This is a genomic window from Acinetobacter sp. HY1485 (genome assembly GCF_027568475.1).
Taxonomy (GTDB): Bacteria; Pseudomonadota; Gammaproteobacteria; order Pseudomonadales; family Moraxellaceae; genus Acinetobacter.
Window position 1 is genome coordinate 24124 of record NZ_JANKZG010000008.1, and the last position, 15631, is coordinate 39754.

The 15631-nt window shown below is 39.6% G+C and carries 13 protein-coding genes and 1 pseudogene; 7 read left to right on the forward strand and 7 right to left on the reverse strand.

All coding sequences use genetic code 11. The annotated features are described in order from the left end of the window. Positions 1-95: 95 nt before the first annotated feature. A complete protein-coding gene (locus tag PCI70_RS09485; RefSeq protein WP_269915095.1) occupies positions 96-1610 on the forward strand; it encodes an APC family permease in 1515 nt (504 codons plus the stop codon). Here the strand turns inward: PCI70_RS09485 and PCI70_RS09490 are convergent. The 4 genes and pseudogenes from PCI70_RS09490 to PCI70_RS09505 form a co-directional block, all read right to left on the reverse strand. Then, positions 1607-2308, reverse strand: coding sequence for a PDC sensor domain-containing protein (locus tag PCI70_RS09490; RefSeq protein WP_269915096.1), 702 nt, complete (start codon positions 2306-2308; stop codon positions 1607-1609). The genes PCI70_RS09485 and PCI70_RS09490 overlap by 4 nt on opposite strands. Positions 2309-2323: 15 nt before the next feature. Next, positions 2324-3055 (reverse strand): FadR/GntR family transcriptional regulator, encoded by a 732-nt coding sequence (locus PCI70_RS09495; RefSeq protein ID WP_269915097.1) that lies wholly within the window; start codon positions 3053-3055, stop codon positions 2324-2326. A 155-nt stretch (positions 3056-3210) separates the two neighbouring features. Further along, positions 3211-3591, reverse strand: a pseudogene (locus PCI70_RS09500) (ester cyclase); the annotation flags it as partial. 100 nt (positions 3592-3691) lie between these two features. Continuing rightward, positions 3692-5125, reverse strand: a complete 1434-nt coding sequence (locus PCI70_RS09505; RefSeq protein ID WP_269915098.1) for a gamma-aminobutyraldehyde dehydrogenase — start codon at positions 5123-5125, stop codon at positions 3692-3694. A gap of 383 nt (positions 5126-5508) precedes the next feature. On the opposite strand from PCI70_RS09505, the gene PCI70_RS09510 reads away from it, so the two are divergent. Further along, complete coding sequence (locus PCI70_RS09510; protein ID WP_269915099.1) at positions 5509-6897, forward strand: amino acid permease; 1389 nt, start codon at positions 5509-5511, stop codon at positions 6895-6897. Here PCI70_RS09510 and pdxR read toward each other — a convergent pair. Next, positions 6894-8402, reverse strand: a complete 1509-nt coding sequence (gene pdxR, locus PCI70_RS09515; RefSeq protein ID WP_269915100.1) for a MocR-like pyridoxine biosynthesis transcription factor PdxR — start codon at positions 8400-8402, stop codon at positions 6894-6896. The two genes, PCI70_RS09510 and pdxR, sit on opposite strands and share 4 nt — an antisense overlap. Before the next feature lie 132 nt (positions 8403-8534). Between pdxR and gabT the strand changes: the two genes are divergently transcribed. Together gabT and PCI70_RS09525 are read left to right on the forward strand one after the other, a co-directional pair. Continuing rightward, positions 8535-9836: a 4-aminobutyrate--2-oxoglutarate transaminase gene (gene gabT, locus PCI70_RS09520; protein WP_269915101.1), complete on the forward strand. Its 1302-nt coding sequence runs from the start codon at positions 8535-8537 to the stop codon at positions 9834-9836. After that, a complete protein-coding gene (locus PCI70_RS09525) occupies positions 9833-11278 on the forward strand; it encodes an NAD-dependent succinate-semialdehyde dehydrogenase (RefSeq protein ID WP_269915102.1) in 1446 nt (481 codons plus the stop codon). Before gabT ends, PCI70_RS09525 begins: the two co-directional genes overlap by 4 nt. A 247-nt stretch (positions 11279-11525) precedes the next feature. On the opposite strand, the gene PCI70_RS09530 is transcribed toward PCI70_RS09525, so the two are convergent. Then, entirely contained in the window at positions 11526-12149 is a 624-nt protein-coding gene (locus PCI70_RS09530; protein WP_269915103.1) for a LysE family translocator, read from the reverse strand. Beyond that, positions 12146-12781 (reverse strand): bifunctional nicotinamidase/pyrazinamidase, encoded by a 636-nt coding sequence (pncA, locus tag PCI70_RS09535; protein ID WP_269915104.1) that lies wholly within the window; start codon positions 12779-12781, stop codon positions 12146-12148. Before pncA ends, PCI70_RS09530 begins: the two co-directional genes overlap by 4 nt. A 306-nt stretch (positions 12782-13087) precedes the next feature. On the opposite strand from pncA, the gene dapA reads away from it, so the two are divergent. The 3 genes from dapA to purC are packed head-to-tail and all read left to right on the forward strand — an operon-like array spanning position 13088 to position 15371. Beyond that, entirely contained in the window at positions 13088-13981 is an 894-nt protein-coding gene (gene dapA, locus PCI70_RS09540) for a 4-hydroxy-tetrahydrodipicolinate synthase (RefSeq protein ID WP_269915105.1), read from the forward strand. 12 nt (positions 13982-13993) lie between these two features. Continuing rightward, positions 13994-14608, forward strand: a complete 615-nt coding sequence (locus PCI70_RS09545; RefSeq protein WP_269915106.1) for a lipoprotein-34 precursor (NlpB) — start codon at positions 13994-13996, stop codon at positions 14606-14608. Positions 14609-14651: 43 nt separating this feature from the next. Beyond that, positions 14652-15371 (forward strand): phosphoribosylaminoimidazolesuccinocarboxamide synthase, encoded by a 720-nt coding sequence (gene purC, locus PCI70_RS09550; RefSeq protein WP_269915107.1) that lies wholly within the window; start codon positions 14652-14654, stop codon positions 15369-15371. Positions 15372-15631 lie beyond the last annotated feature (260 nt).

The window sequence follows — 15631 nt, forward strand, 5'->3', positions numbered from 1 at the left end:
TCGTTCCCTCGTAAAATAAAAGTCAAATTAAAAACATATACATAAGCTGTTTTATGTTTTTATTCCCATCTTATTATTTTATGTAGGGAAACACGATGAGCGAACATCCTATTCAAGACGGACTTCAACATGCCGTAGATGGTGCAAAAAATATTGCACATACCTTAGACAAAGATGCGTCACAATTTGAACGCTCTATTGGTCTTATTTCTAATTTTTCTTTGGGTTTTACCTATCTTTCGCCACTTACGGCAGTTTACTCTTTATTTGCTCTTGCCATTACCCTTGCAGGACCACCTTCTATTTGGTGGATTTTAATTGCAGCAGGCGGTCAACTTTTAGTTGCAATTGTGTTTGGCGAAACTGCCTCGCAATACCCCATCACAGGCGGGCTTTACCCTTGGGCACGGCGTTTATGGGGACGTAAATATGCATGGATGGCGGCATGGGTATATTTATGGGCATTGGTGGTGACCGTAACGTCTATTGCCGAATACAGTGCAGGCTTTGTCGCCAATTTATTTCATTATGATGCCTCTCCTTTAAATACACTTATTACCTCTGTGGTTTTATTGTTGGGTGTGATGGGTATCAATATGTCAGGCACAAAAAATTTAGCACGCGTGGCACGTTTGGGCTTTTGGTGTGAAATTTTAAGTGTAGTGGCTTTAGGTATTTATTTACTGATTTTTCATCGCGCACAACCGTTTTCGGTGGTATTTGATAGCATGGGTGCCATCGCAAGTAATGGTTCATATACCACAGCGTTTTTAGCATCGTCTTTATTAGGTTTATTTATGTTTTTTGGTTTTGAAGCTTGCGGTAATGTTGCAGAAGAAGTGAAAAACCCAAGTAAACAAATTCCTGTTGCCATGATTTTAAGTATTGTCTTTGGTGCAATTTCTGCTGTGGTATCTGTATTGGGTTATTTACTTGCATCACCTAATTTACCCGACATTGTATCTGGCAAAATTACAGACCCACTTCCAACCATTTTACAAGAAGCACTTGGACCAACAGGAGCACAAATTTTTATTGCCATTGCTGTGGTTGCAATGTTGTCTTGTATTTTATCGTTGCAAGCTGCGCTAAGCCGTTTATTGTTTGCCTTTGCCCGTGATGAAATGCTTCCTAAAAGTACATGGTTGTCTAAACTTTCTAAACAAGGTGTGCCTGACCATGCCATGATTGTAAGTTGTTTATTACCTTTAGTATTTTGTGTATGGGTGTATTTCACACCTGATAACCTTGCGCGTATTACTGCATTTGCAGTAGTTGGAATTTATGTCTCATTTCAAATGGTCGTTTTAGCCGCACTACGCCAACGCTTAAAAGGTTGGAAACCTGCGGGAGAATGGTCGGTCGGGGCTTGGGGTATCATCATTAATATTGCTGCATTGGCTTATGGTGTATTTGCCATTTATTTACTGGTACAACCTGCCGATGGCGCAAGTATTATTGATCGTTGGATTGTAATGATTGGCTTAGGTATCGTAATCATCAGCGGTTTACTTTATATGTTTATTGCTAAACCTTATGGTAAATCAACTGCACCTGAAGATGATGCAATTGAACATGCGAACCAAATGCGCCAAAACCGTCTGTCTTAGATGACCAAAATTTTAAATGGGTGAATCTCACTTGCAAAAACAAGTTTAGCGGGTAGTTTAATTATACTGCCCGTTCTTAGTTTAGGCACATTGGAAAGTACAATACGCCCATCTTGGTTGGTAATGACAATTGCATGTTTAATTTTATTTAATGTGGGTAATAGGTAATGCTCAAGCGTAGAAATTAAAACATCCAAGACAGCAACACCCATAAATTTTCCGTTGTATAAAATAGGATGCGCTGTGGTGGTGGTATAAGCTGTATTGGTACTGCATACATAATCTACATAAGGACCATGGATATATGTTTTGTGAGTTAATGTTGTTTGTTGAAACCATTCAAAAGTTCTAAAATCTAAACGCTGTTGTGTACTTTGATCAATTTCGAAATACCGATGTGTATCCGCATCTGCTTGTTTAAACCACCACTCTAAAATCCAATAATCTTTATCTTCAATATGGCTTGCAAAGCCTGCTCCATCAGCATATTTGCATTGTTTAAGCTGATTTTGAATGATAGTTTGTACTTTTTGTTTAACAGGTAGTGTAAGTAAATCACGCATATCGTGTTTGTGACGCATATATTGAGTAAGCAATTTTTCTAATGCCTGAGCAATCTCAACTGTATTTTTTGTAATATCCTGCATCATATTTGCCATCAACTGCTGCAGATATTCAATGCTTTCACGACCACACATAGCTGATTCTCCTCATCATTCAACGAGCTTTCGTTCAATTGTAAATTTGAGTTCAATTAAATTTTCGGTCAACGCTAAAATCATTTTTCCCATTAAGCGTGTTGCATTCACGTCATCATGTTGAGAAAAACAATGCAAGAGTTGTTGATAGGTTTTTACAGTTTGTTGATAAATTTCATTATCTTGATATAGCATCGCAATTAAAGATGCCCATTCGGTTTGAATAGATAAAGCTTGTTGCGCTAAACGTGGCGACTGCGCATTAGCAGCAATGGTCAGTAAGCAACGCATATCTGCATGGGCTTTTTGTTCTGGTGTGGTTGCTTCAAAAAATAATTCAATAAACTCTTCTAATTTTTGTTGTTCTTTTGCCGTGCTACGTTCAATAGCAAGACTAATACTATGTTTCATAATGGCACAGTGTAACTCACCTAAATCTGCTAAATAATTTGTACTTATTTGTTGAAGTGGGTGCTCATTGTCTATTAACTGTGTGCGCTGGCAAACAAAACTACCACCATTACGTCCACGCGTGGTGTAAATATATGCCTTAGTACGTAAGGTATTTAATGCTTCACGAATGGTAATATGTGAAACACCCATCGACTTTGCTAAGTCTGCTTCATTGGGTAATTGCTCGTGGGCTTCAAGTAACCCACTCACAATTGCATTGGTCAAACGCTCAACCACTTGTTCTGCCCGTGTGGCTTGCCCTAATGGTGCAAAAATTACAGCATGTGTTGTCATCAAATTTCCACTTTACGTTTAATACAGCTTTTTTTAGTTAGGTAATATTAAGTTTAATTATATAAATTAAGCTGTAAATATAATAAAAGAAGCGCTTAGTATAAAACGTGAAGTTTTAATTGAGAATGAAAATTTAAATCAATCTGATTTCTTTTTTACCATCCCAATTGTTTATTTAAGTTTGCTGCATCGTAGTAATCGCCTTGATAGGTAATTTTACCGTGATCTACACGTACAAAGCTTACTCCCTCAAATGAAATAGGTTTGTTAGTGGCAGGGGTTGTGCCCCATTTACCTGTGTTTTTGCCACTAAAACGCCACTGAAATGCAATGCTATCTTTACTCACAATAGGTGCACTGGTCATTTGCCATTTTAAATTTGGTACAGCGTCAATAAATACTTTAATCACTTGATCACGCGCAGCCACTTGTCCTTTTTGGGATGTACCTACCGTTACATCATAATATTCCACGTTTTTAGCGAGATAAGTCCCTGCCTTAGTTGCATCATGTTGGTTCCATGCTTGCATATAAGCATTGACAACTTGTGTTGGCGTTTACTCTGCATAAGCCACCACTGAACACACGGTAAGTGCTGTACCACATAACATTGCTTTATAGTTCATTGGATTTTCCTTAATCTTCGTAAGCACTCATCACATGCTTAATACGGGTATATTCTTCAAATCCATAGCCTGATAAATCTTTACCATAACCCGATTTTTTAAAGCCACCGTGTGGCATCTCGGCAGCCAATGGGATATGAGTATTAATCCACACCGTACCAAAATCTAAATCTCGGCTTAAACGCATACTGCGTGCATGATTGCTTGTCCAAACACTTGATGCCAAACCATACTCCACGTCATTGGCTTTATCTAATGCATCTGCCTCATCTTTAAATATTTGGATCGTAATCACAGGTCCAAAAATTTCGGTTTGAATCACTTCATCATGCTGTTGCAAGCCTGTAATGATGGTAGGTTCAAAATAAAAACCTGCTGTTTGCGCGCGCTTACCTCCTGTTTCCACTTTGGCATAATTAGGTAAACGAGCAATGAATCCTTCAATTTGTTCAAGTTGACGTTCACTGTTCACAGAACCATATAACGCGTCTTCGTCATCAGGTAAGCCAAATTTGATGGTCTTGGTTTTTTTAACCATTGCTTCAATAAACTGTGGTGCAATGCTGTCTTCAACCAACACACGCGCTGCCGCCGTACAGTCTTGTCCTGCATTAAAAAAGCCTGCCAACGTAATCGCTTCTACTGCTTTTTCAATATCTGTATCTGCAAATACAAGTACAGGTGCTTTACCCCCTAACTCTAAATGTGCTTTGGCTAAATTGGCTGCTGCCGATGCTGCCACTTGTAACCCTGCACGCACAGAACCCGTAATTGATACTAAAGCAGGCGTTTCATGTGAAACCACTTTTGAGCCTGCATCTGCTTGTCCAAGCAATACATTAAAGGCACCTTTAGGTAAAAATGGTGCTGCAAGTTCGGCTAAAATAAGCGTACTGGTTGGTGTGGTATCACTTGGTTTTAAAACAACGGTATTACCCGCTGCCAATGCAGGTGCAATTTTCCATACAGCCATCATCAGTGGATAATTCCACGGTGCGACTTGTCCCACCACACCCAAAGGTTCACGGCGAATGCTTGAGCTTAGTCCTTCTAAATATTCACCCGATGAACGACCTTCTAAACAACGTGCCGCACCTGCAAAAAAACGAATATGGTCAGCAGATGCCGCCACTTCTTCTTGTGCCACCATATGTTTAAGTTGCCCTGTTTCTTGTACTTGTGCATCTACCAAACGTTGAGCATTGGTTTCTACGGCATCTGCAAGACTGAGTAAGGCTTTTTGGCGTACGGCAGGCGTGGTACGTCCCCATGTTTTAAATGCTTCTTGAGCAGCTGTATACGCTGCATCTACTTCCTGTTGCGTTGCGTTTGGTGAAGATGCATAAACTTCACCGTTAACTGGACTAATGAGATCAAAAAACGTCTGTCCTGTACTTTGGACATATTCACCATTAATAAAATGTTGGCGTATTTCTTTTCCCATTGTCTTCTTCCTTTTTTAATACATATAAAATATTAAGTATTATTTAATATCTTAATTGTCAACAAAAATTTAAACACGATTTTTTCAGTAAAAGAACCAATTACAAGGGTTCATTGTTTTATACGCTTAATTTAAATTTTTATGATTTTAATTTTAATAATCAAATATTTAAAATTATTTTTGACCTTTTTTTATTGCTAAAACAAACATCATCAAAATGATTATTCATGTAAAAGAGCCAATTTCTTTTACTTTTTAGAAATATTGGCTCTTTAAGTGCCATTCAAAATGGCTCTCGTTTGTTACCCATCAACTCGGCAAATTAAGATGTATAAAGCACCAAAACAAGACGCCTCGGCAGATTGCAGATTAAGGAAAATTGTATGGCAACATCTCAAAATTTAGGCAAAGGCGTGAGCACACGGCAAATCACCATGATTTCAATTGGTGGCGTGATTGGTGCTGGTTTATTTGTAGGTTCCTCTAATGCCATTGCCACGGCGGGTCCTGCTGTTTTAATTTCATACCTGATTGCTGCCATCATTGTAATTTTAGTCATGCAAATGTTGGGGGAAATGGCAACCTCACGCCCAGATACGGGCTCGTTTTCATCTTATGCTGATGAAGCCTTAGGGCGTTGGGCAGGCTTTACCATTGGTTGGTTGTATTGGTGGTTTTACGTTTTAGTGATTGCCATTGAAGCTATTGCCGCAGGGAATATTCTTTCGCAATGGTTGCCATTTTCTGCGCCTATTTGTGCCTTACTCATGACCACAGCACTCATTGTCACCAACTGTTTACATGTTAAAAATTACGGCAAATTAGAGTATTGGCTATCGTTTGTAAAAGTTGCCAGTATTGTGGTGTTTTTAGTATTAGGCTTGGTGGCAATGCTTGGGTTAATGCCTCATTCTTCTGTTCATGGTATTCAACACTTATGGGCAGATGGTGGCTTTTTACCTAAAGGTTCAACTGCCATTTTAACAGGCTTATTGGTTGCTATGTTTAGCTTCCAAGGCAGTGAAATTGTTACCATTGCCGCAGCAGAATCTGAAGATCCACGCAATAATATTAAGCGTGCCATTAAAGCTGTTGTTTGGCGTTTGGGTTTATTTTATTTAGGTTCTATGTTTGTGGTAATTGCACTTGTACCGTGGAATGACCCTAAACTCACGGTAGGGTCTTACCAAGCCGTTTTATCTGCCATGAACATTCCATATGCAGCAGGAATTATGCAAGCAGTTGTTTTGGTGGCAGTCACAAGCTGTTTAAACTCGTCTATTTATGTGTCTAGCCGTATGGTGTATTCGCTTGCAAAACGTGGTGATTGTTTACCGAGTCTTGCACATACCACGCAACATGGTGTACCTCTAAAAGCCATTTTAGCCACATCTGTGATTGTATTTGGTGTCATTGTGGTAAACTATGCCATGGGCAAAGACTTCTTTATGTTTTTACTCTCAACGAGTGGTGCAGTCGTTTTGCTGATGTACCTTGTGATTGCCATTACTCAACTGTATATGCGTAAAAAAATGGTGGCAATGGGCGAAACTCCAATCGTTAAAATGTGGTTATTTCCATACCTCAACTACATCACGATTGTGGGCATTATTTGTATGATGGGTTTGATGACGATTTTCCCTGAATCACGTAATGAGTTGGTGTCTACCTTTGTGTTAACTGCCATTTTAGCAAGTGTAGGTTTTTACCTGCAAAAGCGTCAGCCACAATTATCGAGCCAACGCCATTTAGGTAAATTTATTCAAAACTAATGTACAGCAGGCTGAGGTTGAATGCCTGCTTCTTTTAAACACTGCAACAATGCACCAAATGCCATCATCATATCTTTTTCATTCACACATGCAAAACCAAGTAATAAGCCACGTTGGGCATGTGCGTGTGAATGCATATAGTATTGCGATAATGGACGTACCTTCACTCCATGCGCCAAGGCATTGGTTGCAATTGCCACATCATCACACCCCGTTGGTAATTTTAAAACAAGATGTAAGCCCGATGCTTCATCGTACTCATGCACAAATGCATCACCTAAATAACGCCGAATTAAATCCATCAAAAATTGACGACGCTTGCCATACAATAAACGCATACGGCGTATATGTGCCGCATAATGCCCTTTTTGGATAAATTCAGCTAAGGCTTTTTGCTCAATCAAATGCCCACCACGATATAACTCGGCAGCCAAGGTTCTGAGTGATGAAAACAACGATTTAGGCACGACCAAATAACCAATACGCAATGCAGGGTAAATTGTTTTACTAAACGTGCCCATATAAATAACAGGCGCATCGGCTTCCAGCCCTTGTAATGCAGGATACGGTTGCCCTGAGAATCTAAACTCACTGTCGTAGTCATCCTCTACAATCCAACTTTGATGTTTACGCGCCAATGCCAACAGCGTTTTACGGCGTGCCAAACTTAAATGTGACCCTAACGGATATTGATGTGACGGTGTTACAAAAATGAGCTTGGGTGGTTGATTAGGATTTTCTTGTGGAAGAATACCTTCTTTATCCACAGGTAATGGATGTAAATGCACTCCATTGACTCTTAAAATATTACGCATACCCCAATAAGCAGGATCTTCAATCCAAACATGATCGCCTATATCTGTGAGCGCGCGTGACACTAAATCAATCGCTTGATGAATCCCTTCGGTAATAATAATCTGATCGGCATCACAATTAACTGAACGTGCTACACGCAAATAATCAGCTAAGGCAGCACGTAGTTCAGGGCATCCGCCTGCATTACTGTAAATTAAACGGCTGACATCAGGGTCTTTACTCAAGCGCGACTGAATACGGCTAAACAAATGATGCGGAAATTCCGTTACATCAGGTGCACCGGGTACAAACGCCCCCCATTGATGTGGAGATGCTGCAGCATACCCCATCACACGCGAACCGCGCTGTGAAAGTAAATTTTTTCTAGGCACGGTGGCAGGTATAGGCGCCGTTTTACCATATGCAGTGGTTAAAAAGGTTTCAGGCAATTGCTCAACCACCCAAGTGCCTTGTCCAATGCGTGCCTCCACATAACCTTCTGCTTGTAATTGCTCATAAGCACTGAGTACTGTATTACGTGACACTTGCATTTCTTTGGCTAAATCACGAGAAGCAGGCAAGCGTGTTTTGGGGGGTAACACCCGTGCCACAATGGCTTCTCTTAAACAACGGAACAACCGCTGATGGAGTGTTCCCTCAACATCCTCTTGCAAACGCTGTAATAAATGATCTCCAAATAAGCTACGCAAATTGGCTCTCTCCTACTGTTAAAAAGTGGCTCTCGTTTGCCCAAAACAAAAGCGCACAATAAAAATATCACAGCAACAACGCGTGTGCCTTTTTGATGAGGCAAACCTGACACCACAACACGAGGATTTGAAATGGACGCTCAACATTCTGCACTGAATACACGCAAACAACAAGCAACACCAAAAGGTGTAGGTGTAATGTGTCAGTGGTATGCTGCAAAAGCTGAAAATTCAACAATTTGGGACACAGACGGCAATGCATACATCGACTTTGCAGGTGGTATTGCCGTTTTAAATACGGGGCATCGTCATCCTAAGGTGATTGAGGCAGTAACTCAACAATTACAACAGTTTACCCATACGGCGTATCAAGTCACCCCCTACGAAAGTTATGTTGCACTTGCAGAACGTTTAAATGCCTTAGCACCTATCGAAGGCGATGCAAAAACCACCTTTTTCACCACAGGTGCAGAAGCTGTAGAAAATGCCGTTAAAATTGCACGTTCATACACCAAACGCCATGGCATTATTACCTTTGGTAATGGTTTTCATGGTCGCTCATTTATGACCATGGCAATGACAGGCAAAACCGCACCGTACAAAAGAGATTTTGGTGTCATGCCTGCAGGTGTATTTCATGCACGCTACCCTGTTGCCTCACGCGGTATTAGTGTCGATGATGCCATCAATAGTATTCACGACATTTTTAGTGAAGACATTGCAGCGCATGATGTTGCTGCCATTGTATTAGAGCCTGTACAAGGCGAAGGGGGCTTTAATGTTGTACCTGCCGAATTTTTAACACGCTTACGTACCTTATGTGATGAACATGGTATTTTACTCATTGCCGATGAAGTGCAATCTGGTTTTGCCCGTACAGGCAAACTATTTGCTATGAACCATTACGACACCAAAGCCGATTTAATTACCATGGCAAAAAGTCTAGGTGGTGGTTTTCCAATATCGGGCGTTGTAGGACGTAGCGAAGTGATGGATGCGCCTAATCCTGGTGGTTTAGGTGGGACATACGCAGGCAACCCTGTTGCAGTTGCGGCGGCACATGCTGTATTAGATGCTATTGAAGAAGAACAATTGTGCCAACGTGCCAATGATTTAGGCGAAATTTTAGTTAAAACACTACATCAATTAGACCAACAATATGCAGGTGTTGTAAAAGATATTCGTGCACTTGGCTCAATGGTTGCCATGGAGTTAGATAATGCAGAATTTGCTAAAGCTGTACAAAACTATGCCATGCAACATGGCTTATTGCTCTTAACTTGTGGTAAATACGGAAATGTTATTCGTTTCTTATATCCACTGACTATTCCAAAAGCACAATTTGAACAAGGAATTGAAATTCTCAAACAAGGAATGGCAACTTTGGATTTACCCGAAACGCTTTGCCAAAAAAGCTCGGAGCCTTCTGCATGATTGACCAATCGTTACAATACTTACTTAAACACGCTGATGTTGCCTTTAACTCAACAGATGGTGATGTAATTGAAGTCAAAAACCCTGCAACAGATGAAGTATTGGCATACGTTAAATGCCATGATCAAAACAGTGTAGAACAAGCCATTATCCGTGCCGAAAAAGCACAACAACAGTGGAAAACTCACACTGCCTTACAACGTGCGGATATTCTTTGGAATTGGTATCAACTGCTTGTTAAAAACCAAGACAATTTGGCAAAAATTTTAACAGCAGAACAAGGCAAGCCACTGGCAGAAGCTCGTGGTGAAGTTGGCTATGCAGCCTCTTTTATCCGTTGGTTTGCAGAACAAGCACGCCGTATAGATGGCAGTATTGTGCCGCCAACCCAAAGCCAACAACGCTTACTTGTCATTAAACAACCTATTGGTGTGACGGCAGCCATTACCCCATGGAATTTTCCTGCAGCAATGATCACACGTAAAGCTGCCCCTGCACTTGCGGCAGGTTGTGCTATGCTGATTAAACCTGCCGAGCTAACACCACTCACGGCGTATGCTTTAGAAGTATTAGCTATTGAAGCAGGTTTACCACAAGATTTACTCATTACCATCAGTGGTAAATCTTCGGTAATTGGTAAAACACTATGTGAAAGCGACACCATCCGTAAACTCAGCTTTACAGGGTCTACCCAAGTAGGTCGCATCTTAATGCAACAGTGTGCATCGACTATTAAAAAACTATCGCTTGAGCTAGGGGGTAATGCCCCTGTGTTAGTTTTTGACGATGCCAATTTAGACCAAGCCGTACAAGGTATTATGGCAAGTAAGTTTCGTAACAGCGGGCAAACATGTGTCTGCGCCAATCGTATTTATGTACAAGATGGCATTTACGATCAACTTAGTCAAAAACTAGTAGAAGCCGTATCTAAACTTAAAGTAGGTAACGGAGTAGACGAAGGCACTACGCAAGGTCCTTTAATTGAACAATCTGCAGTTGATAAAGTGATTGAGCATATTGAAGATGCCACACAAAAAGGTGCACAAATTGCCTTTGGCGGTAAGCTTACGCATTTAGGTAAAACTTTCTTTGAGCCAACGGTTCTCACAGGTGTTACTGCCGACATGAAAGTGGCAAAAGAAGAAACATTTGGTCCACTTGCACCATTGTTTCGTTTTAATAGCGAAGAAGATGCGGTACGCATGGCAAATGACACCGAGTTTGGTTTAGCTGCCTATCTGTTTACACAAAGTACAGCATGCCAATGGCGCGTAGGTGAAGCATTAGAATATGGCATGGTGGGTGTAAATACAGGTGCTATTTCTAACGAAGTTGCGCCATTTGGTGGGATTAAACAATCTGGCTTAGGACGTGAAGGCGGACAAGAAGGCATTGAAGAATACTTAGAAACAAAGTATCTGTGTGTCGATATTTCTGCTTAACATTTAAGCATTTTCAGATAACTCGCCTTGCCCATTCAAGGCGAGTTTTTCATTTTTTATAAAAAAATAATATTTTATATAAGCATTTAGCTACAAGATCCAAGAACATATTTAAAAAATCTCATAAAGATGCTCGCTCTTTTTTTTATAATCATTAAATATAGTTTAGTAAATTTATCTCTTATCATGCATGCTTATAGTTAAATTTTTAACGTAAAATACTTAAAATCTCCCAAAATTATTCAGCCTAATTCATATAACCATATAAAGTACTTAAAATGCCATACAATGCCACAGCGACTAAGACTACCCCACAGACCCCTAATAGTTTTGGATAATGTCGACTTTTTGATAAGCGACTAAAGCCCAAATACACTATCGAAAGTGTCATAAAATCTAAAATAATCCACACCACTGTCAGCACTAATAAACTGTTATTGATGTTTGGCGTAACATGAATAAACTGCGGAAAAAATGCAGAAAAAAAGATAATATCTTTGGGATTGGAAATACCCACCAAAAAGCCTTTTTTAAAGCCACCCTCTTTTGGTTGAACTTTCTCAACTTCTGCTATTTGTGGTGTATCTTTAACTTCTTTTAAAATCTCATAACCTAAAAAGGCAATATAAGCACAACCCAATACTTTAATAATATCGAATACATAGCCATTAATACTTAATACGCCTTTAAGTACTAAAATAGAGGCTGTAATTAAAAACAATGAGGCGAAATTTGTTCCAAAAATTGTTTGTAATGCCCTTTTATATCCGCCTTGCTGTCCTGCGCTTGCCACCAAAAGCATCACAGGACCAGGCGTTGCAATCATTACAATTACAGCAGTTGCATACATTAAAAGTTCTAGCATATTCATAATAACTTAAGCACATCCTGTGTTTGTATTCTGCCAATTTTTAAAGCCTGCATCTCCTGCCATTTCTGCACCAAAGATCCATTTAAATCAATGCCTGCGGTGGCATCTTCAATGACATAAGTTTTAAAACCTAAATTAACTGCATCAATCGCTGTCCATGCCACACAAAAATCAGTTGCAACCCCAACTACATACACAGTGTCTATTTGACGTTCATTTAAGTACCCTGCCAAACCTGTTTTGGTTGTACGATCTGCCTCTACAAATGCCGAGTAACTATCAATATGTGCATGAAAACCTTTTCGAATGATAAGCTGTGCTTGGCTAACATCTAAATCAGGATGAAAATCTGCATCTTTTGTACCCTGTACACAGTGGCTTGTCCAAAGCACCTGCTGACCATAAGGCAAATTAATCATGTCAAAAGGCTGTTTATTAGTATGATTATTTGCAAAAGAAATATGATGCTCAGGGTGCCAATCCTGCGTCAAAACCACATTATTAAAATGATGCATTAATTGATTGACATTAGGTAAAATACGATCGGCATGTGCAACTGCTAAATTTCCATTAGGCATAAAACCATTTTGTACATCAACCACAATAAGCGCTATTTTTTCTTGCTGAAGCATGATCAATTAATCTCCAAAATAATTTTACTTTACAAGATTAAACAACAGATCGTCTCGTTTTTTATAGTGAAAACATTAAATAAACAAGAACTTTATCTAAACATTTGAATATAGTTGAAAATTGCTTTAAAAATGTCTATAAAGTTAACTTAGCTTTACGAAATTATGTTGTTCTTCAACTGATGATCAGTCATAATTTGCACAAGCATTATTCAAAAAAAATTGGATTTTTGCTCAACCTAAAAGATGAAAACCATCCCATATATTTGTAAAATAATGGATGGCTTAACAGGATATTTTTCTAAAATGACTCAGCTTGCCCACACAATTCAAGGTTCTATTGTCGCACTCGTTACCCCTATGCATAAAGATGGTAAGGTAGACTGGAAGAACCTCAAGAAGCTTGTGGAGTGGCATGTTCAACAAGGTACAAACGCTATTGTTGCAGTAGGCACAACAGGTGAGCCCTCTACTTTAACAATGGAAGAACATGCACAGGTCATTAAAGAGATTATTCAGATTGTAGATGGTCGTATTCCTGTCATTGCAGGTACAGGTGCGAACTCAACGCATGAAGCGATTGAACTGACTAAAGAAGCACAAGAACTCGGTGCAGACGCCGTTTTAACAGTAACGCCTTATTATAATAAGCCTACACAAGAAGGGTTATATCAACATTTTAAAGCGATTGCTGAAGCCTCAAAACTGCCAATTATTTTGTACAATGTACCTAGCCGTACAGGTGTAGATATGAAAAACGAAACCGTTTTTCGTTTAGCTGATGTTGCAAATATTATTGCAATTAAAGATGCCACAGGCGATTTAACACGCGGTAAAGCCTTAATTGATGGCCTTAATGGTAAAATTTCGGTGCTCTCAGGCGATGACGGTACCGCAGCTGAGCTGATTGGCTTAGGTGCAAAAGGCAATATTTCGGTAACGGCAAATGTTGCACCCCAACTGATGAGCCAAATGTGCGAAGCAGCTTTGGCAGGAAACCACACAGTTGCCTCACAAATTAATCAAAAGATTGCAAATTTAAACAATATTTTGTTTTGCGAATCGAACCCAATTCCTGTGAAATGGGCACTACACGAAATGGAAATGATTGAAGAAGGTATTCGTTTACCTTTAACTCCATTAGCAGAAGAATTTAGAACGCCTATTCGTGAGGCGCTCAAAGAAACAGGTATTATTTAAGAGCACAATATTATGCAATTACGTTTAGGTCTAGCCCTTACACTTTCTGTCCTTGCTTTTACAGGCTGTAGCACACTAAGCAACAAATTAAGTGTAAACAATGGGTCTTTAGATTATAAAAAGGCAAGCAATCTTGCACCTTTGCAATATCCTGAAGGCACCACAGTTAGACCTGTAACGCCATTGTACCCTGCACCTGTGGTTGATCCGATGGCATTAGAACGTGCCCCAGATTTCGAAAACCAAAAAGGCAACCGTTTTGCTATGCCTCGCCCTAATGAGGAAGTTGCAAACCGCAGTGCTCAAAAACAAGTTGAACAACGCTATAAAACACCCGTTGTGGTTGCCGATTCAAGTATGAATCCGCTATTAAAAGTGACAGGAAAGTCTAAAAAAATCTGGCAAACAACATTAGATACGCTAGAAAAACTTCATTACAACGTGGTTGACGAAAATAAAACCCGTTATGAAGCGACGATTCAGGTGAATCAAAACACCTACCTGTTAAAACTTTCAGCTGATGGCAAAAATAATACGCTTGTTGTCTTCACGCCAGACAACACCTTTGCCGACTCTGCTCAAGCCAAAGCATTACTTGACCAGATTGCTCAAAATTGGTCTGCCTAGTCTATCTAGGCATTTTTTTTGTTTGAAAAAACAGGTTAGTCCCATGCAAAAACAAACCTTGCTGTACACTGGTAAAGCAAAATCTGTATACACTACAGAAGACGCTGATCACTTAATCCTTGTTTTCCGTGATGATGCTTCGGCATTTAATGGAGAAAAAATTGCACAGCTAGACCGCAAGGGTAAGGTTAATAACCGTTTTAATGCCTTCATTATGGACAAGTTGGCTCAAGCAGGAATTGAAACACATTTCGAAAAGCTACTCACACCTAACGAAGTATTAGTTAAAAAGTTAGATATGATTCCTGTTGAATGTGTAATTCGTAACTATGCAGCAGGTTCATTATGCCGTCGTTTAGGTGTTGAAGAAGGTAAAGAGCTGACCCCACCTACATTTGAGCTTTTCTTCAAAGACGATGCGCTTGGCGATCCGATGGTGAATGAAAGCCAAGCAATTGCGTTAGGTTGGGCAAATGCAGAACAACTTGAGCAAATGAAAAAGCTGACCTATCAAGTAAATGATGTGCTTAAAGCATTATTCTTAGATGGTGATATGTTATTGGTCGATTTCAAACTTGAGTTTGGTGTTTTCCATAACCGTATTGTGTTAGGTGATGAATTTTCACCAGATGGCTGCCGCTTATGGGATAAAAACACAAAGAAAAAGCTAGATAAAGACCGTTTCCGTCAAGGTTTAGGTGATGTAGTCGAAGCTTATGAAGAAGTTGCTCAACGTTTAGGTATTGACTTAAGCGATATCTAATTGATTGAGTTTTAAAAAGCCAAGTGTTATCACTTGGCTTTTTTATACTTCATTTACGGATTTACGGATTTACGGATTTACGGATTTACGGATTTACGGATTTACGGATTTACGGATTTACGGATTTACGGATTTACGGATTTACGGATTTACGGATTTACGGATTTACGGATTTACGGATTTACGGATTTACGGATTTACGGATTTACGGAAAAGCATAAACAACTTATTACTTATGTCTTTTAATTTTTATGACTATA

What these genes read in the sequence shown, in the direction of transcription:
- PCI70_RS09485 (WP_269915095.1), top strand. Translation starts at nt 96, where the DNA reads ATGAGCGAACATCCTATTCAAGACGGACTTCAACATGCCGTAGATGGT.
- PCI70_RS09490 (WP_269915096.1), bottom strand. Translation starts at nt 2,308, where the DNA reads ATGTGTGGTCGTGAAAGCATTGAATATCTGCAGCAGTTGATGGCAAAT.
- PCI70_RS09495 (WP_269915097.1), bottom strand. Translation starts at nt 3,055, where the DNA reads ATGACAACACATGCTGTAATTTTTGCACCATTAGGGCAAGCCACACGG.
- PCI70_RS09505 (WP_269915098.1), bottom strand. Translation starts at nt 5,125, where the DNA reads ATGGGAAAAGAAATACGCCAACATTTTATTAATGGTGAATATGTCCAA.
- PCI70_RS09510 (WP_269915099.1), top strand. Translation starts at nt 5,509, where the DNA reads ATGGCAACATCTCAAAATTTAGGCAAAGGCGTGAGCACACGGCAAATC.
- gabT (WP_269915101.1), top strand. Translation starts at nt 8,535, where the DNA reads ATGGACGCTCAACATTCTGCACTGAATACACGCAAACAACAAGCAACA.
- PCI70_RS09525 (WP_269915102.1), top strand. Translation starts at nt 9,833, where the DNA reads ATGATTGACCAATCGTTACAATACTTACTTAAACACGCTGATGTTGCC.
- PCI70_RS09530 (WP_269915103.1), bottom strand. Translation starts at nt 12,149, where the DNA reads ATGAATATGCTAGAACTTTTAATGTATGCAACTGCTGTAATTGTAATG.
- pncA (WP_269915104.1), bottom strand. Translation starts at nt 12,781, where the DNA reads ATGCTTCAGCAAGAAAAAATAGCGCTTATTGTGGTTGATGTACAAAAT.
- dapA (WP_269915105.1), top strand. Translation starts at nt 13,088, where the DNA reads ATGACTCAGCTTGCCCACACAATTCAAGGTTCTATTGTCGCACTCGTT.
- PCI70_RS09545 (WP_269915106.1), top strand. Translation starts at nt 13,994, where the DNA reads ATGCAATTACGTTTAGGTCTAGCCCTTACACTTTCTGTCCTTGCTTTT.
- purC (WP_269915107.1), top strand. Translation starts at nt 14,652, where the DNA reads ATGCAAAAACAAACCTTGCTGTACACTGGTAAAGCAAAATCTGTATAC.